The following is a 21,779-nucleotide window of genomic DNA, read 5'->3' as shown; positions in this document are numbered from 1 at the left end:
GGGTTCTTATTGCCTATGAAAGATGAAATGATTCGGGTAACGGATTTAACAATGAAATACCGATTGACGACGGAAAAAGTGGATTCCCTCAAATATTTTTTCATAAAAAAAATAAGAAGGGAATTGCGTTATGAAGATTTTTATGCACTAAACGGGGTCAGTTTTTCGGTTTTTAAAGGCGAAGTGTTTGGTATTATCGGACGAAACGGGGCTGGAAAAAGCACATTACTGAAAATAATTGCCGGTGTCTTAAAACCGACTACCGGAAAGATCATCAGAAACGGAAGTATAGCTCCCCTAATTGAATTGGGGGCAGGATTCAACAACGAATTGACGGGAAAGGAAAATATTTATTTGAATGGAATGTTGCTCGGATATTCAAAAAAATTTATTTCAGAAAAATTGGAGGAGATTATTGAATTCTCGGAGCTTGGGCGGTTTGTTCATTCACCGTTAAAAACTTACTCGTCGGGGATGAAGGCGCGGCTCGGGTTTTCAATTGCAACCGTTGTTCAGCCTGACATATTGATTGTGGATGAAATTCTAGCGGTAGGCGACACTGAATTTCGCAGAAAGTCTGAGCAGAAGATTATGTCCATGATCGAATCAGGGACTACAGTATTGCTTGTTTCCCACTCATTGGAGCAAATAGCAAAATTGAGTGATAGAGTGATGTGGTTGGACCAGGGTAAAATAAGGGAACTCGGAGATGCAGATGAGGTGATTGGGAAATACAAAGCTTCATTAAAAAAATAAACCAATTGCGGTTCCAAGTTTGGAATAGGTGTTAAATCGAGATTGTGTTCGAAACTCCGAAACCGGCAAGTTGGAACACATTTTTTCTTTGCAGAGGATGAAAAAGGCCTTTTGTCCATTTGATGGTATCTTTACAATAAAAGAGACGGCATCGGGTGGAGGTTATGGCAGGCGCAAATCATTTGATAGATTCAATATATAAGCGTTTAAATGAATATGATATTGTATCATTCGACGTGTTTGATTCACTGTTACTCAGAAACGTTGCACAACCGGTAGATATTTTTCGTCTGGTAGAAATGGAATACAAGAGAAAATTCGGTGTTCAACTACCTTTTTTTGGTGTTCGAATTGAGGCGGAACAAAAAGCTCGCAAGAATACGAAAGAAGAAGACGTAACACTTGACGAAATTTACCGGTATGTAGAAGAACAATTTGGCGAAGAAGTCGCCGAAAAGTTAAAGCAGATCGAAATCGAAATGGAAAAACGTTTTATTGTTATCAATCCGGAGCTTAAAAAGCTATATGACGCAACGAAAAGATTGGGGAAGAAGATCTATATCATCAGCGACATGTATCTTTCGGAGTCCATAATAGGAGAACTTCTGGATAAAAATGAGGTTTCTGGATATAATGAACTTTTTGTTTCCGGTGATCGCAAGGTATCGAAAGCAACGGGAAATATACTTACTTACATTAGAAAAAAACAAAAAATAGATGAATCAGTCCGTTGGTTGCACATTGGAGACAACGAAATATCAGACTATGAAATTCCCCGCCGATATGGTATAGAGGGGATTCACTATAAGATTTCCAGAAATAAGGATGATTTCAAACGTATTAAACATATCGGTGATTCCATTCTTTATGCTCTTCGAGAGAACGCGGCATATGCCATCAAGGATGAGGGGTACTGGTATAAATTTGGGTTCAATATTTCTGGCCCGTTATATGCAGGTCTTTTATTTTGGCTGGCGGAACAGGTGAGAGGAAAAGATAACATCTATTTCTTATCCCGGGATGGCTACTTGGCCTATCACCTTTATAACATTATGAGAGAACATGACAAGACTCTGCCGGAAAGCTATTATTTGCTTGCCTCGAGAAGAGCGTATATCTACGCGCAATTGGTAGATGGAGATCATTCATATGCACTAGATATTTTGACTGCTTATAATCCCGTATTAGGCCAACAACTAACCGTAGCCGAGATACTTGATAATATCGGATTGGAGCACCAACCCTATTTAGATAAGCTCGCTTCTTATGGACTCGATACAAACTCCATAGTAAATAGTGAATCGATCACAAAAATCAAGAAATTCCTGAAAGATATATGGAAAGATATTGCTCGGTTGCTTGAGACCGAGCGTAAAGCCTTGATGAAATATTTGGAATCAATGAAAATTTTTGAATATGATTGTATTAACATTTTCGATATAGGCTGGCGGGGATCAACACACTTGGCGATTCAAGAGTTGATCAAAAAACCAGTTTACGGATATTATTTTGGAACAGCTGAGAATATTTTTGATGCAATAAAAAGACGTTCAGTCGGTTACATGTTCGATCAGGGAAGGCCGAAAAAATATAAGAAAGAGATTTTTGACCATATCATGATCTTTGAATTTATTTTTTCTGGGCCTCATGGTTCATTGATTAAGTTTACTGAAGACAAGCATGGGCAAAAAGTTGTACCTATATTTAGCCATGTAGAGAAAAATGATCAAATCTACGAGGCGATTAAGCAAATGCATCGAGGGATTACGGACTTTTTCAAACAGGTGATAAAGTATGGTGAATATATGGAGATAAGTAAAGAGTTTGCATTTAGCGCAGCACATCAATTTATTAACAAATATAAAGTGACCGATCTAATTCAATTTTCGTTACTGACAAATTCTATTGGAATCGGAGAATCGAAAGACATTAAAAGATATGTAACATGTTGTGAAATTGAGGATTATTTGGCCAATCGAAAACATTATGACAGGGAAGCAGCCTATAATTTGTGGAAAAATGCGATACTGATTCGGGATGATCAAGGCAGATACTTTAATCGAGAAGAAATACTCAAGTTGTACAGCTTGCGAAAAGTGAAACATCATAATGTTGACTGTAAGAAGTATTGGGGATTGATTAAAAAAGCAATTAGAAATCCTAAAAGAGCGATGAAAAAAATAATTTCTATGGTAAGATGATATGGAATGAAAGATTGGAGAGATCAATGGTGATTTTTGATAAGATGGATAATTTACACTTGTATTTGCCCGAAAAAATAAGAAGACCAATCTTGTCATCTTTAATAAACATTGATGAAAAGAGCCCGGACGAGACTATATACATAGATGGCAAGGGTATATATTTACGTATAATGAGCTATCCTACTTCTCTGAGGGAGTGTCCAATCGAGGCCCATGACAAGTATGTTGACATTCAGTCTGTTCTTTTAGGCGCAGAAGGTATAGAAATCTACAATCGTCAGCAATTGGATATCAAGAAAGCGTATGACGATCACAACGATGTGGTTTTCTTTCATGAGACGGATAAGCAGCCGGTTCATTATGTAAATGTATATCCGGGATATTTTGTATTGTTGTTTCCCCATGAAGCTCATCGTCCGCAGATTGCAGTAAATGACACGCCATTAAAAATAAAAAAATACGTCATCAAGATCAGGAGGGAGTATTTTGACAAGTAGGAAATATATCGCCATGATACCCGCACGTCTTGGTTCAAAACGAATACCGAAAAAAAATATCCGATACCTTGCGGGGAAACCATTAATCAAGTATGCCATTGATTTAGCGTTGAGCGTGGGATTGTTTGACAGCGTGTGGGTAAACACGGAAAGCGATGAATTGGGCAGAGTTGCAGGAGAGTATGGAGCTTTATTTCATAAGAGGCCGGCAGATCTGGCCAATGATCAAGCGACAAACAGAGAATTTGTTTATGAATTTCTTCAGAAACATGAATGTGATTATGTGGTCATGATTAATACCACATCACCTTTGTTGACGGTCGATACTGCAAGAAAATTCATGGAGTTTGTGGACAACAATGACTATGACACCGTATTATCAGTTATTTCAGAAAAGGCGGAATTTTTTTTCAAAGATTCACCTATCAATTTTTCGTTAGCGGAAAAAGTTAACAGCCAATTATTAGAGCCCGTTCACAAAGTCGTATGGGCCTTGACTGCTTGGAAAAGAGATGTATTTTTAAAGCTGCAAAACGAAAATAAGAATCCTGTATTTGGTGGGAAATTGGGATTGTTCAGTATTCCTAAGGATGAATCGTGTGATTTGGACACGGAAGAAGATTGGAGAATCGCAGAGGGCTTTTTGCAAGCCAGAAGAATATCAAATACACAATTGAAGGAGTATTTGGAAATATGAGTAATTACTACTTGAGTTATATTAATGAAATACATGAAGCGTTGTCAGGTATGATTGTGACTGACCGCATTGGAAATACCATGGACTCAGATGAGGGATTGATGAGATGGGTAGAAAAAGCAAAGAAAGTCAGAGATGAAGACAAGGGGGTCTTTTTCTTTGCAGGAAATGGTGCAAGCGCGACAATGGCGGAACATTTTTCCCACGATTGTACGCAAAACGCGGGCATAATATCTTTTACGAATGCGGAAACTTCCGCTTTAACGGCTATTAGTAACGACATTTCTTTCGAAGAGGTGTTCAGCACAAAAATTAGAAAGTTGCTTACTGAAAAGGATGTACTGGTGACCATATCGTCATCAGGTAATTCACCCAATATTATTAAAGCCATTGAAGCTGCAAGGTCAAAAGGTGCCTTTGTGGTTACGCTGTCAGGGAAATCAGCCGAAAATAAGTCTCGTCAAATGGGTGATCTAAACTTTTATATTCCAGCTGACACATACGGGTTGGTCGAATCGGCACATGCCGTGTTGCTACATTGCTGGTTGGATTTGTTCCTGGACAAGTATATGGGGGGTAGACATTGAAAATCGTTGTTGGAGCATCATCGTTTGCGGAAAAGAGTAAAAAAGCCCTGAATGCATTATTGGCCAGGGGAATTGAAGTCGTACTGAATCCATATGGAAGAAAAATGACCAAAGAAGAAATAATTGATCATTTGAAAGACGCTGATGGATTGTTGGCCGGTCTTGAAACAATTGATGCTGAGGTTTTGGACCGGGCTCCAAAACTGAAAGCTATTGCGCGAATTGGAATCGGAATGGATAACATAGATATTGATGCTGCACACCAAAGGGGAATTAAGGTTTCCAATACCCCGGACGCTCCTACAGAGGCTGTCGGAGAAATGGTGTTGGCAGCATTACTTGCCATTAGCAGGCAAATAATACCTCTGAATGCAGATATGCACAATAAGATCTGGAAGAAGAGAATTGGATTTTCGTTACACGGAAAGACAGTACTAATAATCGGTTACGGAAGAATTGGACAGAAAGTCGCAGAATTGCTCAAACTTTTTGGAACCCACATTCTCATTTATGATCCCAATCGTCCTGATGTAACAATAAACTGTTTGGAAGATGGTCTTCAATTGGCGGATATAATCTCCTTGCATGCGTCCGGAAATTCCGAGATTCTTAATGAAAATTCGTTTTCTTTAATGAAACGCGGTGTCGTCATTTTGAATAGCGCTAGGGGAAATTTAATTAATGAGAATAAACTTTACGAAGCCTTGAAAAGTGGTTTGGTTGCCTGGTATTGGGGCGATGTTCATCCGGTAGAGCCTTATTACGGGAAACTCACTGAATGTGAAAATGCGATACTCACACCACACACTTCAACATACACAGATCGCTGTCGTGAATTGATGGAATACGAGGCGGCAAAGAATATCCTGAGGGATTTGGGTTATGAATAATGATTTGTTGGATTTGGCAAAATGTGCGGCAATAAAAGCCGGTGAGTTTTTGAAATCAAGGAAAAGCATTGTTGTGGAAGATACCAACCAAAGAGATATTAAATTGTCCTCCGATAAACGAAGCGAACAAATTATAATAGAAGAATTAGAAAAAACCGGGATTCCGATTTTAAGTGAAGAAACGGGTTTGTTGGGTAATGAAGAGCATGAATTCAAGTGGATTATTGATCCGCTTGATGGCACAGCGAACTATTACAAAAATATGCCCGATTTGGCTTGTGTTTCTATAGCGCTTTGGGACAGGACTGGACCGATATTGGGCGTGGTTAATCGCTTTGCAGTATCGGAAATGTATTATGGTGTGGTCGGACAAGGTTCGTTTATGAATGGAGAAAAGATTCGGCCGTCTGATATCAAAAGGACAAGAGATGCCATCATGGCAACGGGATTTCCTGTTTTTCGCGACTATTCGACCGATAGTCTGCTTACGTACATTAAAAAGGTCCAACATTTCAAAAAAACCAGGATGATTGGTGCTGCAGCTCTCATGTCGACTTTTGTGGCATGCGGGAAAATTGATGCTTATTTTGAAGAAGAGATTATGATTTGGGATATAGCAGCCGGTACTGCCATAGTCAAAGCATCTGGTGGAATTGCTGAAATTGAAATGTTAAATGGTAACAAATGTATATGCCGGTGTTTTGCGAATAAAGAGTTACGGGAGGATTATTATGCTAAAGGCATATGATTATATTGAATACGATCATGCTGTCGACAAGAGATTGCATGATACACGCATATTTAATGAAGAGAAGAGGATCGCAGAAAGAGTGGTGAGAGATCTTCTTCAAAACAAACCGGTCAAAGAAAAAACGGGAAGTTGCCCCGTATGCGGTAACGCGGATGTGAACATTTTTTTTGACATTTGGAGTGTGGAATACTATCGCTGTGAAAGTTGCTTTAGTATTTTTACCAATGCCGATCCTGACGTCCTTGAAGCATATAAAAAAAGTAATGAACTGATCGAATTTCGCTTGTCGGACCAATATCAATCAGCCGCGGAAGAACGTAGAGATATTGTTTGGGAGGATATGATCGATTGGGTCAAATTCAGATCATATCGATATTTAGGTCGAAATAAGAACTTAAACGTGATCGATTATGGAAATCGATTTAAAGCGCTGGTTAACAGATTGATTACCTCCTCGCTCGTTGACAGATACGAATTACGAGATTCTATTATACCCAATATTGAAGTGTGCGCCAAACCATTAGGTTCGGAAAAAGCCGATATTGTACTATACCTAAATAGGATTCAGCAATCGATAAATCCTGTACAAGATTTACAAGCTCTTCATGAAATAATGAAGGAAGATGGATTGCTATTTCTGAGTACAAGAGTTGGTACTGGCTTTGATATTTTGACTTTACAAAAAAATATTACGAATGTATTCCCATATGAGCATGTCCTTCTTCTGTCGAAAGAAGGGTTAGAGATTGCTTTGTCAAAAGCAGGATTTAAAGTCCTGGAGATTTCCACGCCAGGCCTTTTGGATCTCCAATATGTACTGGATAACCGGGAAGGAATAGAAAAAAACAATTTATTTATAAAGTATTTGATTGATACGGCGGACAAATATACATTGTCTGAATTTCAAAGATTTTTGCAAAAAAGCGGGTTGAGTTCTTACGCGCAAGTAATTGCGACGAGGGAGATGTAAAAAATGAACAAGAAGTTAAAAACTGCAATCATTGGTATGGGCAAAATGGGCAAGTTGCGTTATCGAATTTTACAAGAACACGGCGGATTTGAAATTGTTGCCTTGTGTGACACAAATATTGGCAATCTATCCGGATATACAGAAAGAACCTATCAAAACTGGAAAGAGTGCGTTAATTCCGAAAAACTTGATGCTGTTTTCGTTTGTACGTTTAATGCTTATATCTCCGAAATCGTTTGTGAATCGTTGAAAAGGGGCATGCACGTCTTTGCAGAAAAACCTCCCGGAAGAAATCTAGCTGAAACACAAGAAATGAAGAAGGCGCATGACCAATCTGGCTGCGTTTTAAAGTTTGGGTTTAATCACAGGTATCATAATTCCATTATAGAAGCGAAAGCATTGATTGAATCGGGGCTTTTGGGCGACATCATATGCGCAAGGGGGGTTTATGGCAAAGCGGGTACCCCAAACTTTGAACAAGAGTGGAGAAATAATGCTGAAATTTCCGGCGGCGGTATCTTGTTGGATCAAGGCATTCATATGCTCGACTTGCTTTATTATTTCTTGGGTGAATTCGCTTCAGTCAAGAGTGTAGTCAATACTTTGGCATGGAAGAAAATACCTGTTGAAGATAACGCGTTTGCGCTTTTGGAAACATCAAAAGGCCAAATCGCTTCATTGCATTCTAGCGCAACTCAATGGAAACATAAATTTAATTTGGAAATTGTATGTACCAATGGGTACATTGAATTAGATGGGCTCATTACCTCAACATTAAGCTATGGAGAGGAAAAGCTGACTTATTATCGCAAGGATTTGAATGCAAGAACAGGTAAATTGGGCAGGCCGTCTGAACATACTTTGTGCTTTACTGAAGATCACTCGTGGTATTATGAAGTAAAGGAATTTTATGATGCAGTTGTTAACAGAGAACAGGTAAAGCACGGAAATATTTATGATGCCTTATATGTAATGTCTTTGATTGAAAGAATATATGAATCAGGTAATAGTTACATTATGATCTGATGCATTAGGAGGCTGCGAAGAAGTGCATTATCGAACAAAGGCCATCCTAGATAAAGCCATCTCTGATGAAATTAAAGTGGTTAGTTTTGATATTTTCGATACTTTGCTCGTGAGACCGGTTATATCCCCGACTGATCTGTTCAAAATAGTGGGCCTTAGAACGGGATTTGATAGTTTCAAGGAAATGCGAATTATCGCAGAACAAAGCGCAAGAAAGAAAAAACCATTTTATGAAGATGACATAACTTTTGAAGATATTTACGAAGAGTTTTCAAATCTGTTCGGGATAGATGAGGAAGCAATATCCGTATTAAAAGAAACAGAACTGGAAGTCGAACGGGAATATTTAAGACCGAGAAAAACCCTCAGGGAGATTTTTTATGCAGCGAAAGAACACAATAAAGAAATTATTATAACCTCAGATATGTATCTTCCGAGGGAGTTTCTGGAATCTGTACTCGAGAAGAATGGTTATATTGGTTACGATAGATTCTACTTGTCAAGTGAAGAAAAGTTGTCGAAAGGAACAGGTAGGTTATTTAGCAAAATAATCGCAGACTATGAAGCAAAAGGAATTGCTCCGCACGAAATTCTTCATATAGGTGATAATCAAAGAGCTGATATTGCGAATGCTAGAAAATATAAGATTCAAGCCTGCCATGTTCCAAGCACTATAAGCATCTTAAGAAGTAAGAAAAGATTATATCAACTTTTTCAAATCCATACGAGCATGGATAATTCTTTTTTGGTTGGATATATCGCAAACACACTCTTTGATGATCCGTTTCACCCTTTTGACATTAATTCTTGCTTTGGTGAGGATGTAAAAAATATTGGAATAATATTATTAGCTCCGTTGTTGCTTGCATTTACCAAGTGGATGTTGGAGGACGCTATTAAGGAAGAAATTGAAAAATTAAGTTTTGTATATCGGGATGGTTATATACCCCTTAAAATATATAACATTTTATCAAAATGTTACAATAATATTCCAGAAACAAACGTAATTTACTTGACTCGAGCCATGAGATATAACTATTTTGCCAACGAGCAAAATGGTTTTTATAAGGTTTTTAAAGATTTACCGCCAGATCGAGAAATGACGGTAGAGCAGTTTGTGAAAACCAGATTGTTGGTAGAAGAACAATCCGAAATGAAAGAAGTTTTAAGTATATTTGAAAAATACGGATTTTCGGGAAATTCAAAATTTGAGGAATTTGAACAAAATTTCGAACTTTTTAGAGAAATAGAACCATATTTTATAAAAAATGCAAAAAATCGCATTAGTGATCTAGATCAATATTGGAAATCTATACTAAATCCCGAAGAAAAGCTGGGAGTTTTTGATGTTGGTTATCGAGGCAGCGTTAGCAGATTTTTAAAAGATCAATTGGGATTGAAAAATGTTGGTTATCATCTTTTTGCATCGCCTGTTTTAAATGCTTATGTTGGAAAGAGAGATTATACTTTAAAGACATTCATTCAGTACGGAATTTCAACAATACAAGAGGCTATTATCTTGCATCATTTTATTGAAGACGTAATAAGTTCTCAGGAAGGATCTGTAATTCATATTCGTCCAAATAAAGAAGGTTTTGAATTTATTAGACAAGAAACCCAACATTATAATGAAAGGATAGCAGAGCTCCAAGATGTTATTATTCGATTTTCAGAAGAGTTTACAGATATGTTTAAAGCGGACATGGCGAAGCTGGTATTTGATGGATTCCCTTATTTCAATACTTTGGTTGATTTTCTTAGAAACCCTTACCATAAGGATGCGAAACTAATCTATAACTGGTCTTTTGAGGACAGCAATTTCATTTCAACAGATAATAATTCTGTATATGTAAAGTGGTATAATCAAAAATTAACAAAAAATAACCATCAGATAAGAAATAATATTAAGCAACGTTATTATTCGCGTTTACAAGAACATTTTGCTGCTAATCCAGGAAAAAGTAAAATTAGAATTATGATTTATTTGTTGCTATTAAAAATGGGGCTGTTGCCGATAACTAAAAAAATTGTAGCCTCTTTTAGAGGATTGATTGCGAATAAAAAAAATGACCCCACTATCAAAGAATTAGAAAGACGTTTATCTGAACTTCAGGATATCCAGCATTATCAAGATAGAGAGCTGATCTTAGTCGCAGGCCATATGGTATTATTCGATAAAGGGACTTGTGAATATCTTAACCAAATTTCCCGAAAACTAAAAAATGTAAAAATGTTGTTGCTTTGTGAAGCAACTCGGGTTGACGAATCGACTACGAAGAAGCTAATTAACTTTGATTTTATTAAAGTCCCGAAGTTTCTAGGTAAAGATGATGATTACCCCAAAAATATAAATGTGAAAATAGGAAAAGAAATAATAAATAGAATAAAGGAAAAGAAATATTTAGCATTAGCTGCTGATAATTTAAAAACCAGACATCCAGACATGGGGAAAGGATATGCTGAGGCGGTTGTTTACTACGCTGATCAATATTTCAGGCAACTTCTAAGTAAGTTAAATCCCAAAAAAGTGGTTTTATGGAATAAATTCCACGCAATTCATCTTGTATTATATAATGTATGCAAAGAAATGGGTATAAAAACTGTTTTTATGGAATTTGGATTGTTGCCCGGTACTATTGTCGTAGAAGAAATGGGGCAGATGGGTGAGAGTTTTCCCGCAGTCAAATATCAGCAATTTATGAATCTTGATGTGAATGACCAAGATCTTGCAATGGCAGAGCGTGTTATTAAAATGATAAGGGATAAAAAACTCAACAGAAATATACAGCCCATCAATAACATGAAAGAAAAACTGCTATCGCAACTAATTAAGGATAGGGCGATAATTTTCTATGCCGGGCAAAATGATTTTGAATCAGGTATGTATCCTTATACGGAAGAGACAAAAAAATATCATTCACCGATTTTTAAAACGAGTGACGAGGCCGCATTATATTTATCTGCATTGGCAAAGAAAAATAAGTGGAATTTTATATACAAACCGCATCCGTTAATATATAGATTGAGAAAGTCTTATTATGAAAAATTAAAAGTTGAAAATATGATTGTGGTGTCTGATATAGATATTAATGATTTGGTCGATATGGCAGATTTGACCATTACGATTTTGTCTCAGACGGGATATGTGTCCTTAATTAGGAATCGTCCAACATTAATGCTGGGTTATACACAGTTGCGTGGTAAAGGTTGCACCTACGAGGCATTTACATTGGAAGAGATTGAACAAACAATAAAAAGTGCTTTGCAGAATGGTTTCACTGAAAGTCAACAGTATGCTTTCAAGAAGCATGTCGCTCAATTGCTAAAATACTATCTTTACGACGATTTGGTAAAAAAAGATTTTCAGTATGGTATGCCACTAGAAGAATGCGTAAAGTTTTTGTTAACCGGAGAACGTACAGTAGATTGTTCAAGGTCACGTTTTTTAGCGGTGACAAGGTAATAATTAAGGTAATAGAAAATGATAAAGTTCAATTCTTGAAAAACTTATAATGCTTCTTGCCCATCGCTTTAGAATTGATAAACTGAAAGTGATGGGCTTCTTTATTCCTATTAAAAAAGCGAAATCAATTAAGTGATGGTTATACAGAATATTGCAAGGTGCTTTGCCTACACATACAGAAGGACTGAGGGATTTTATCAATGAAAGGCATCATCCTCGCAGGCGGCACGGGATCCCGGTTGTATCCGTTGACCAAGGTGACGAACAAGCACCTGCTTCCGGTCGGCGGCTATCCGATGATCTACCACGCCGTCGCCAAACTGAAGGAAGCCGGTATTCCCGACATCCTCGTTGTGACGGGACGGGAGCATATGGGGGATGTCGTCAACCTGCTCGGCAGCGGGCGGGAGTTCGGCGTCTCCTTCACGTACCGGGTGCAGGACGAAGCGGGGGGCATCGCGCAGGCGTTGGGGCTGGCGGAACCGTTCGTCGGCGGCGACCGGATGGTTGTCATCCTCGGGGATAACGTATTCGCGGACAGCATTGCCCCGTATGTCGAGCGGTTCAAGCGCCAGGAGCGCGGCGCCCGGATCCTGATCCGGGAAGTGCCGGATCCCGAGCGGTTCGGCGTGCCGGAGCTGAAGGACGGACGTGTCGTCTCGATCGAGGAAAAGCCGCTCAAGCCCAAGAGCCGTTACGCGGTGACCGGCATATACATGTACGACGGCAGAGTGTTCGACATCATCCGGACGCTCAAGCCGTCCGCGCGGGGCGAGCTCGAGATCACGGACGTGAACAACGCCTACATCGAGGCCGGTGAGCTCGAGTACGACATTCTGGAAGGTTGGTGGACGGACGCGGGCACGCACGCGTCGCTGGCCCGCGCGAACGAGCTGGCGCGCCATATCCGGCTGGATGAATCGTTCGGGAAGATTCCTTGAGAGATTCAGGGCGGGTGGACCATGAAGATCACGCATACCGGAATCCCCGGGCTGCTCCTGATCGAGCCGGTCGTGCACGGAGACGCCCGGGGGTTTTTCTACGAAAGCTACAATGCGCGCGAATTCCGCAGGCACGGCTTGCACTACGACTTTGTCCAGGACAATCACTCGATGTCGGTTCAGACGGGCGTGCTGCGCGGTCTGCACTATCAGCTCAATCCGAAGGCGCAGACGAAGCTGGTGCGGGTGACGGCGGGCGCGGTGTTCGACGTTGTGGTCGATATCCGCAAGGGATCGCCGACCTACGGCAAGTGGCAATCCTTCATCCTGAGCGCGGAGAACAAGCTGCAGCTCCTCGTGCCGAAGGGCTGCGCGCACGGCTTCTGCACGCTCGAGCCGAACACGGAAGTGCAGTACAAGGTTGACGAATTCTATTCACCCGAGCACGACCGGGGAATCGCCTGGAACGATCCGGCACTGGGGATCGAATGGCCGTGCAGGGACCCGATCCTGTCGGAAAAGGACCGGAAGCATCCGCCGCTGGCGGAAGCCGAGAACAATTTCGTCTTCGAGGGGTGAGCCCGGGACGTGAAACTGCTGGTGACCGGCGGAGCGGGATTCATCGGGAGCAACTTTGTTCTCTACATGGTGAAACGGTATCCGCATTATGAGATCATCAATGTCGACCTGCTGACCTATGCGGGGAATCTCGAGAACCTGCGATCCGTGGAAAATCATCCGCAATACCGGTTCGTAAAGGCGGACATCGCCGATCGAACCGCCATGGAGCCGCTGTTCGCGAAGGGGCTCGACGCGGTGGTGAATTTCGCGGCGGAGTCGCACGTGGACCGCAGCATCCTGCAGCCGGATCTGTTCGTGCGCACGAATGTGCTCGGCACGCAGACGCTGCTTGAACTCGCGAAGCGGTACCGGGTCGGCAAGTTCGTGCAGATCTCGACCGACGAAGTATACGGTACGCTCGGCGACACGGGCTGTTTCACCGAGGAATCGCCGCTTCGGCCGAACAGCCCGTATTCCGCGAGCAAGGCGGGCGCCGATCTGCTCGTCCGCGCCTATCACGAGACGTACGGCCTCAACGTCAACATCACGCGCTGTTCCAACAACTACGGTCCGTACCAGTTCCCCGAGAAGCTCATTCCGCTCATGATCCGCAACGCACTTGCGGATCAGCCTCTGCCGGTCTACGGCGACGGGCTGCACGTGCGTGACTGGCTGCACGTCGAAGATCATTGCCGTGCGGTGGATCTCGTGCTGCACCGGGGCAAGCCGGGGGAAGTGTACAACATCGGCGGCAACAACGAGCGCACGAACCTCGAGGTCGTGAAGACGATCCTCGCGGAACTCCGCAAGCCGGAGTCGCTCATCCGGTTCGTGCAGGACCGACCCGGGCACGACCGGCGTTATGCGATCGACGCGACGAAGATCCGCCGCGAACTCGGCTGGGAGCCGAAGTACGACTACGAGACCGGCATCCGCGAGACGATCCGCTGGTATCTCGAAAACCGCGACTGGCTCGAACAGGTGATCTCCGGGGAATATCTCCGATATTACGAGCGGCAATACCGCGACCGGCTCGGTTGAGAACGGGGGATTCCGGAATGAAGGTGCTCGTCACCGGCGCGAACGGGCAGCTCGGGCAGGAGCTGGTCCGGTTTCCCGCGCCGCCGGATCTGGAGATCGTCGGGCTCGGCCGGGCGGAGCTGGATGTGACCGATCCCGGCCAATGCCGCGAGACGATCCGCGCGATCCGGCCGGATGCGGTCATCCACTGCGCGGCGTACACGAAGGTCGACCAGGCGGAATCGGAGCAGGACGAAGCGTACCGCGTGAACGCCGAAGGAACGCGGAATGCGGCCCTCGCAGCGGAACAAATCGGCGCCAAATTCGTCTATATCAGTACGGATTATGTATTTGACGGAACATCGAACCGCCCTTGCCGGGAGGATGATCCTCCGAATCCGCTGTCCGTATACGGCAAGACAAAATTGGCCGGCGAGCGGTTCGTCCGGATGCTGAGCAGCCGTCATTTCATCGTGCGCACGTCGTGGGTGTTCGGCCCTTACGGGAGCAATTTTGTGAAGACGATGCTGAAACTGGCGGAGGAGCGGGACGTGATCCGGGTCGTCGACGACCAGATCGGGTCGCCGACGTACACGCGGGATCTCGCGCAATTCCTGCTGGAACTGGTGAGGACCGATCACTACGGCATCTGGCACGCCTCCAATTCCGGCGCCTGCTCCTGGTATGAATTCGCCCGGGCGATCTTCGAGGAGAAGGGGCTGAACGTGCGGGTGGAGCCTTGCACGACGGCCGAGTTCCCGCGCCCGGCCCCGCGGCCTGCGTATTCGGTGCTGGATCACGGCGCGATCCGGGCGTTCGGATTCAAGCCGTTCAGGCATTGGCGCGAAGCGCTGCGCGACTATCTGCAGAACAGCGGGTGATGCATGATGGATTCACCCAAACCCGGCGCGCCGACGGTTGCCGTATGCATCGTCACTTACAACAGCGCCGGCGACATCGAGGAATGCCTGAACGCGGTGCGCAGGCAGACCCACCCGGTCTCCTCCATCGTTGTCGTCGACAATGCTTCCACCGACGGCACGCGGGACGTGCTCGGCCGGCATGACGACATCCGGTTCATTCGGAACGAGCGGAACACGGGCTTTGCCGGCGGGCAGAACCGGGCGATCGCCGCGGCGGCGCCGTCCGACTACGTGCTCGTGCTGAATCCGGACGTCGTGCTCGATCCGGATTACATCGCGGAGATCGTCGCCGTCATGGAGCGCGACCCGCGCATCGGGAGCGCGACGGGCATGCTCGTGCGCGCCGACCGGCCCGACGTCATGGACAGCGCGGGGCTCGCGCTGCGTCCGGACCGCAACGCGGTCGATCTCGGGGCCGGGGAGCCGGCCGCCGATTGGACAAGCCCGCGCGAGGTGTTCGGCGTCTCCGGCGCGGCGGCCGTGTACCGCCGGGCGATGATCGAGGATATATCGGATGACGGGCAATTCTTCGACGAGGATTTCTTCGCGTACAAGGAGGACGTGGACGTCGCCTGGCGCGCGCGCCATCTCGGCTGGACGGCGGCCTACGTGCCCTCCGCCAGGGCCGTGCACCGGAGGGGATGGAAGCCGGGCGGACGGCGGTCGGTGCCGCTGCTGGCGAGGCGCCACTCGTACCAGAACCGCTTTTTCCTCCTGATCAAAAACGAGCCCGCGGGACCGCATCTCTTCCTCCTCATCCCGCGGCTGCTGCTCGTCGAAGTGGCAAAGCTGGGGTACATCCTCCTGTTCGAGCCCGGGCTGCTCGCATGCTGGCCGCGCATCGTGAAGATGCTTCCGTCCATGCTGGGCAAACGGCGGCGGCTGTTCCGGCGGGTGCTGTCGAGGCGCGGCGGTCGCTGACGGAAGATTGCGCAAGACGGTTGGTGGGATGCGTTTTTTCTGCTAGAATGATAGAGTGTGAGAAAATGGCGTTGGCGCCGGTCTTCGGTGGGTGAGTGCGGTGCTGAGGCGGAACCAGCGGTTTCTGACCCAACTGTATGTGCTGTGCGACGCCGCCGGCATGATCGCCGCTTATCTGACGGCCTGGTGGATCAAATTCAAGAGCGGCTGGCTGCCGGGAGTGGCGGCGCTTCCGTTCAGCTCCTATATGTTCTGGGGACTCATGTACGCGATTCTCGCCGTCGCCGTCGGCTATTACGGCGGGTTGTACAAGCCCAGGCGGCGGACGAGGCTCTCGGCGGACATCTGGAAACTCGGGCAGGTGCACCTGTTCAGCTTCGTCGGGCTGCTCGGCCTGCTCTATTTCGCGAAGCAGATCCATGTGTCGCGGGAATTCCTCGGTATGTTCCTGGGGCTGAACCTGACGATCCTGACCGTCTACCGCTTCGCGGTGAAAATGCTGCTGTTCCGTTTCCGAAGCCTCGGCTACAACAAGAAGTACCTGCTCATTCTCGGCGCGGGCTCGGTCGGACGGAATTTCTACAAGAATCTGTTGCAATATCCCGAACTGGGCTATGAAGTGTTCGGCTTCCTCGACGACAATCTGAAGGAGCATCCGCCGACCGGCATGCCGATGCCGCCGATCCTCGGCGGGCTGGACCGGCTGGACGAGGTGCTGCGCAAGCATACCATTGACGAAGTGATCGTCGCGCTGCCGCTCGCGGCGCACGGGAAGCTGGCGAAGATCATCGAGACGTGCGACAACAACGGCGTGAAGACGCTGATCATTCCGGATTATTTCGATCTGCTGCCCGCGCGGCCGTATTTCGACAACTTCGCGGGAATTCCGCTCATCAACGTGCGCGACATTCCGCTGGACGAACTCGGCAACCGGATCCTGAAGCGGACGTTCGACATCGTGTTCTCGATCTTCGCGATCATCATCACGTCGCCGATCATGCTGTTCGCCGCAATCGGGATCAAGCTGACGTCGCCCGGTCCCATCATTTTCAAACAGGAGCGGATGGGGCTGGACCGGCGCACGTTCATCATGTACAAGTTCCGGACGATGCACGTGTCCGACCAGAAGACGGCGGACACGACGTGGACGGTCGAGAACGATCCGCGCCGCACGAGGTTCGGCGCGTTCCTGCGCCGGACGAGCATCGACGAGCTGCCGCAGTTCTTCAATGTGCTGAAGGGCGACATGAGCGTCGTCGGACCGCGGCCGGAGCGGCCGTATTTCGTCGAGCAGTTCCGGGACGAGATTCCGAAATACATGGTGAAGCACCATGTCCGGCCGGGCATCACGGGCTGGGCGCAGACGAACGGCCTTCGCGGCGACACCTCGATCCCGGAGCGGATCAGGCACGATCTGTATTATCTCGAGAACTGGTCGTTCATGTTCGATCTGAAGATCATCATCCTGACGATTCTGAGAGGATTCGTGAACCGCAATGCCTACTGACACCGCGCACTCGGCGGGAAGCCGGCCGGACGTGTCGGTCATCATCCCGACGCTGGAGGCCGGCGGAGCGCTGCGCAGGCTCATCGAAGCGCTGCGGGGACAGACGCTCGCGCCGCGCGAGATCATCGTCATCGACTCGGCATCGACGGACGGCACGCCCGACATCGCAAGGGAGTGCGGCGCCCGGGTCATCGGGATCGAACGGAGGGACTTCGACCACGGCGGGACGCGCAATCTGGCCGCGTCGCACGCCGTCGGCGAAGTTCTTGTGTTTATGACGCAGGATGCGCTTCCGGCGCATCCAGAGATGCTCGAGCGGCTGGTCGGCGCGCTGCTGTCCGACGCGCGCGTGGCGTGCGCCTACGCGCGGCAGGTGCCGCGGGACGACGCGGATGTGCTGGAGCGGCTGACGCGCGCGTATCTGTATCCGGAGCAGCCGGCCGTGAAATGGAAGAGCGATCTGGAGCGGCTCGGCATCCGGACGTTCTTCTGCTCGAACGTGTGCGCGGCATACCGGCGGGATGTGTTCGAGCAGCTCGGGAGATTTCCGGCGCCGGCGCTGTTCAATGAGGATCTGTTCTTCGCGGCGAAGTGCATCTTCGCGGACTACGGGGTGGCGTACGCGGCCGACGCGCGCGTCGTCCATTCCCACCATTACACGCTCGGCCAGCAGTTCCGCCGATACTTCGACAACGGCGTCTCGATGCGCGGCCATGACGCGGTGTACGCCTGGTCGGGGGTCGGCCGGTCCGGCGGCGGCATGGTGCTCGCCGTCGCGCGCGAGCTGGTCCGGACGCGGCGGGTGCGGTACATGCCGCGGCTGATCGCGGAATCGGCCGCGAAGTTCATCGGCTACCAGCTCGGCAGGCGGTACCGGCTGCTGCCCGCCGCGCTCTGCCGCCGGTTCAGCATGCACCGGGGCATCTGGGACCGCTATTATCAATCCCGGAAACGGGCGGACGCCGGTGCCGCGGAGGGCGAGACGCTGCAAGGGTGAGTCCGCGCGGGAACGGCCCGGGTGCGGTGCGGGCCGGGTGATGGCGGCCGCTGCCGCGGGATGACCGGCGGAACGGGCCGGCAGCAGACACCGCCGGGTTCGGCGGGTGATTTTTTGCGCAAACGGGGGGAGATTCGCGGATGCGGAAAGGGCTGATCGCTGTTGCGGTGATTCTCGCGCTGCTGGGCGGCGGAGGATATTTCGGACTGCAATACGGCAGGCAGCTGATCGCGGATCGCATCATGGACGAAATGGTCGGGCAGGTGCTGCGGGATGGGGAGATGCGGCGCCTGCTGGACGATCCGGATGTGCGGCAGGCGCTGCGTGAAGCAGCGGCCGGCAAGGATCTGGAGCAGCTGCGCGACGAGATCGGCGGGAAGCTGGCCGTCGACGCGTTGGCAAGCGGATTCTCGGGCGCCGGCGCGGATGGCGCTGCCTCCACGGCACCCGACGGCGGAAGCCTTCCCGTCAGGACCGTCGAAGAAGCGGAGGCGCTCGTGCTCGAGAAGTTCTCGCTCGGCGAGATCCGCCGGTACGCGGAGCTTCTACGGGGCGGTCTGACGGAAGAGGAGAAGCGGCTGATCCGGGACGAGGCGTTGAGCCGGTTCACGGAGGAGGAGCGGCGGGCGCTCCTGCTGGCCGCGCTGGTCGAGGCGCAGCGGCGGAGCGGGGATTAACGGATGAAGGGGTTCCGCCCAACCGAACGGCTTGTTGGTGGACTGACGAAGAATGGTGAGGTTGGGGCATAATGTCAGCGACAAGAAGCAGATCGCAGATGGCGTTCAGTGTAATCTCCTGCCTGTTCATCGCCGAGTTGATCCTGGGATACAACGGGAGATTGCTGCTGATCGCCGGCATCCCCGTCAGAATGGTCATGTACGGCCTGTTCGGAGTTGTGCTTATTTTGATGATGATGGAAGCCGTTTACAGCCGTCAGATCTCATTATCCTGGAAAAGCGATAACTCGTTGTGGCGATCATTCGAGCCGTTCGATTATGCGCTCGCCGGATTTCTGGTGCTGAATGCCGTATGGATATTTGTTATTCCCTCGATAACCGGCTATGGCGTCGGCATGGCGCTGGAGCAGACGAAATCCACGGTGCTGCTTCTGCTGTATTTTCCGCTGCTGATTCTGATCCGAACGGGAAGCATCCGCTTCGGGGGCGTCGACCGGATGATCAAGCCCTGTCTGTTCGTCCTGGCGGCGCTGCATGTCGTCTTCTATGTCGGCGAGTGGATCCGGGATGACGGAACGTTCGTGGACCGTTTCTTCGAGACGGTGCTGTCGGTGACCCGCGGGCATTCCGAAGCTCCGGACGGGGTCATGTACACCTTGAACTATTACCGCATTGTCTATCCGACTTCGCTGTTTCTGCTCATGATTTTTTACTATACATACCGGGACAGGCTGACGATCCCGAATCTGCTGTTCTTCCTTGCGGGCCTCACGGCGCTGGCCGTGACCTTCGCCAAGTCGCTGTGGCTGGGCGCCGCTGCCGGGGTCGTCTTTCTGGTCTGCTATCATGCGATACATAAACTGGGGAAATTCAATCCAAAGAAAGTCGCGGCCGTCGTGCTGCTGACGATGGCGGTCGGCTGCCTGTTGAACGTCACCATGCTGGATCACTATCTTTCGCTCAGGATTCGGCACGCCTTTGCCGTCAACACCGCCTATGAGACGCCGGTTGTCCGGGTGGTGATTCAGGAGGGCGTGAACGATCATCTGCGCAGCCTGGATGAATGGGACCGGTCCGCCCGATCCAACGGAATCCGGATCGTCCAGTCGCGGGTGCTGCTGGAGAAATGGCGGCAAAGCCCGTGGTTCGGCTTCGGATACGGCAGTTACGCCGAGGAGATGATCAGGGGGCCGAAGGGACAGCCCTTCCTGTATGAAATGCTGTTGCCGTCATTGCTTGTTCAGATCGGGTTGATCGGCGTGCTGATTTGGGCCGCATTCTTTGGATATGTATTCTGGTATGCCGGTAAAAAGGCGAAAGCCTCGGCGGGGGTGCTGGCGCTCGTCGCGGCGATCGTCACGGCGTCCCAGTTCAACCCGTTTATTCTGGGCGCCCCGGCCATGAGCATGTTCCTGTATGCGCTGCTGGTCATCCGGACGGCGGAACCCGACGCGGCCGCTTCGGATGCGGCCGGAAACGAGGCGCGACCGCCGGCCGGGGCGTGATGACGGGGGCGGACGGGGCGGCCGATCGGGCGCGGATGCGGTAAAATGCAGGTTGTGGCAAGATCGGAGGGCGTCTGGCGCCTGAATTCCGTCCGGGCGGGCCGTTCTGTCCGTTCGGAAGGCCTTGTCCGGACGGGATGCGCGGCCAAGGCGTGATGTTCTGCCGGGGCGTGATGTTCAGTCGGGGCAGAAGGCGAATAGATCAAATCCGGAATTCACAGGGGGTCGACGACATGATACCGGGCGTCGTGAGAGTCGACTGCCGGCGGCAGGAGCGACCGGATGGAACGGGACAGGGCGCTCTTGCCCGTCGGCGGACTGCCGCTCATCGCCGCGCTGGTGGAGCGGATGGCGCGGTATTGCGGGCGCATCATCATCGCGGCCGGCGATGAGCGGCGGGCGCGCGAACTGCGCGCCGCGATCGCGCCGGTGCTGAAGCGGGGCGCGATCGCCGAACGGCGCGTCAAGTTCGCGCTCGACCGCTACGCGGGCTGCGGCCCGCTCGCGGGCCTGCACGCCGGTCTGTCGGAGCTGCAGACCGGCTGGGCGCTGGTGATGGGCGGCGACATGCCGAATGTGTCGGCGTCGCTGCTCGCGCGCATGCGCCTTGCGGCCGTCTCCGCCGGGGCGGCCGCGGCGGTCGTGCACGCGCCGGGCCAGCCGTTCCACGCGCTCTACCGCGCCAACCTGGCGCGGGAGGCGGCGATACGGCTGGAGCGCGGCGAGCGCCGCCTCATGGCGATGCTGGAGCGGCCTGAAGCGGTGGCCGTGAAGCCGGAAACGGACGAAGAGCGCGAAGCCTTCGTCCGCCTGCACACGCCGGAGGCGTACGAGGCGTTTCTGGCGCGGTGCGAGGCCGGCTTCGCCCCCCAACCCGGCGGTTGAC

Annotated in this window: 20 protein-coding genes; all 20 read left to right on the top strand. The window is 49.1% G+C overall.

The window, feature by feature from the left end; all coding sequences use genetic code 11:
* Nucleotides 1-15 precede the first annotated feature (15 nt).
* The 20 genes from BAA01_10300 to BAA01_10205 all read left to right on the top strand — a co-directional run bounded on the left by BAA01_10300 (nucleotide 16) and on the right by BAA01_10205 (nucleotide 21,778).
* Nucleotides 16-756: a teichoic acid ABC transporter ATP-binding protein gene (locus BAA01_10300; GenBank protein OUM88998.1), complete on the top strand. Its 741-nt coding sequence runs from the start codon at nucleotides 16-18 to the stop codon at nucleotides 754-756.
* Nucleotides 757-911: 155 nt separating this feature from the next.
* Nucleotides 912-2,957: a hypothetical protein gene (locus BAA01_10295; protein ID OUM88997.1), complete on the top strand. Its 2,046-nt coding sequence runs from the start codon at nucleotides 912-914 to the stop codon at nucleotides 2,955-2,957.
* Entirely contained in the window at nucleotides 2,954-3,457 is a 504-nt protein-coding gene (locus BAA01_10290; protein ID OUM88996.1) for a hypothetical protein, read from the top strand. Before BAA01_10295 ends, BAA01_10290 begins: the two co-directional genes overlap by 4 nt.
* Entirely contained in the window at nucleotides 3,447-4,154 is a 708-nt protein-coding gene (locus BAA01_10285) for a hypothetical protein (protein ID OUM88995.1), read from the top strand. The genes BAA01_10290 and BAA01_10285 overlap by 11 nt, the downstream gene beginning before the upstream one ends.
* Nucleotides 4,151-4,741 (top strand): hypothetical protein, encoded by a 591-nt coding sequence (locus BAA01_10280; protein OUM88994.1) that lies wholly within the window; start codon nucleotides 4,151-4,153, stop codon nucleotides 4,739-4,741. The genes BAA01_10285 and BAA01_10280 overlap by 4 nt, the downstream gene beginning before the upstream one ends.
* Nucleotides 4,738-5,631, top strand: coding sequence for a hypothetical protein (locus BAA01_10275; GenBank protein ID OUM88993.1), 894 nt, complete (start codon nucleotides 4,738-4,740; stop codon nucleotides 5,629-5,631). Before BAA01_10280 ends, BAA01_10275 begins: the two co-directional genes overlap by 4 nt.
* Complete coding sequence (locus tag BAA01_10270) at nucleotides 5,624-6,379, top strand: hypothetical protein (GenBank protein ID OUM88992.1); 756 nt, start codon at nucleotides 5,624-5,626, stop codon at nucleotides 6,377-6,379. Before BAA01_10275 ends, BAA01_10270 begins: the two co-directional genes overlap by 8 nt.
* Nucleotides 6,363-7,352, top strand: coding sequence for a hypothetical protein (locus tag BAA01_10265; protein ID OUM88991.1), 990 nt, complete (start codon nucleotides 6,363-6,365; stop codon nucleotides 7,350-7,352). The genes BAA01_10270 and BAA01_10265 overlap by 17 nt, the downstream gene beginning before the upstream one ends.
* Before the next feature lie 3 nt (nucleotides 7,353-7,355).
* Nucleotides 7,356-8,378, top strand: a complete 1,023-nt coding sequence (locus BAA01_10260; protein OUM88990.1) for a hypothetical protein — start codon at nucleotides 7,356-7,358, stop codon at nucleotides 8,376-8,378.
* Nucleotides 8,379-8,400: 22 nt separating this feature from the next.
* Nucleotides 8,401-11,841, top strand: coding sequence for a hypothetical protein (locus BAA01_10255; GenBank protein OUM88989.1), 3,441 nt, complete (start codon nucleotides 8,401-8,403; stop codon nucleotides 11,839-11,841).
* Between the two features lie 200 nt (nucleotides 11,842-12,041).
* Nucleotides 12,042-12,782, top strand: coding sequence for a spore coat protein (locus BAA01_10250; protein OUM88988.1), 741 nt, complete (start codon nucleotides 12,042-12,044; stop codon nucleotides 12,780-12,782).
* Nucleotides 12,783-12,803: 21 nt separating this feature from the next.
* A complete protein-coding gene (locus tag BAA01_10245; protein OUM88987.1) occupies nucleotides 12,804-13,361 on the top strand; it encodes a dTDP-4-dehydrorhamnose 3,5-epimerase in 558 nt (185 codons plus the stop codon).
* Between the two features lie 9 nt (nucleotides 13,362-13,370).
* A complete protein-coding gene (locus tag BAA01_10240; GenBank protein ID OUM88986.1) occupies nucleotides 13,371-14,384 on the top strand; it encodes a dTDP-glucose 4,6-dehydratase in 1,014 nt (337 codons plus the stop codon).
* Nucleotides 14,385-14,401: 17 nt separating this feature from the next.
* Nucleotides 14,402-15,244: a dTDP-4-dehydrorhamnose reductase gene (locus tag BAA01_10235; GenBank protein OUM88985.1), complete on the top strand. Its 843-nt coding sequence runs from the start codon at nucleotides 14,402-14,404 to the stop codon at nucleotides 15,242-15,244.
* Between the two features lie 6 nt (nucleotides 15,245-15,250).
* Nucleotides 15,251-16,207 (top strand): glycosyl transferase family 2, encoded by a 957-nt coding sequence (locus BAA01_10230; GenBank protein OUM88984.1) that lies wholly within the window; start codon nucleotides 15,251-15,253, stop codon nucleotides 16,205-16,207.
* 100 nt (nucleotides 16,208-16,307) lie between these two features.
* Nucleotides 16,308-17,714 (top strand): undecaprenyl-phosphate glucose phosphotransferase, encoded by a 1,407-nt coding sequence (locus BAA01_10225; GenBank protein OUM88983.1) that lies wholly within the window; start codon nucleotides 16,308-16,310, stop codon nucleotides 17,712-17,714.
* 31 nt (nucleotides 17,715-17,745) lie between these two features.
* Nucleotides 17,746-18,711, top strand: coding sequence for a glycosyl transferase family 2 (locus BAA01_10220; GenBank protein OUM89002.1), 966 nt, complete (start codon nucleotides 17,746-17,748; stop codon nucleotides 18,709-18,711).
* A 140-nt stretch (nucleotides 18,712-18,851) separates the two neighbouring features.
* On the top strand, nucleotides 18,852-19,388 hold the full coding sequence (locus BAA01_10215) for a hypothetical protein (protein OUM88982.1): 537 nt from the start codon (nucleotides 18,852-18,854) through the stop codon (nucleotides 19,386-19,388).
* A gap of 98 nt (nucleotides 19,389-19,486) precedes the next feature.
* A complete protein-coding gene (locus BAA01_10210) occupies nucleotides 19,487-20,893 on the top strand; it encodes a hypothetical protein (GenBank protein ID OUM88981.1) in 1,407 nt (468 codons plus the stop codon).
* A 282-nt stretch (nucleotides 20,894-21,175) separates the two neighbouring features.
* Nucleotides 21,176-21,778, top strand: coding sequence for a hypothetical protein (locus BAA01_10205; protein OUM88980.1), 603 nt, complete (start codon nucleotides 21,176-21,178; stop codon nucleotides 21,776-21,778).
* Nucleotide 21,779: the final 1 nt, after the last annotated feature.

The sequence above is a fragment of the Bacillus thermozeamaize genome, assembly GCA_002159075.1.
GTDB lineage: Bacteria > Bacillota > Bacilli > ZCTH02-B2 > ZCTH02-B2 > Bacillus_BB > Bacillus_BB thermozeamaize.
This window is presented reverse-complemented; position numbering and strand designations above follow the sequence as displayed.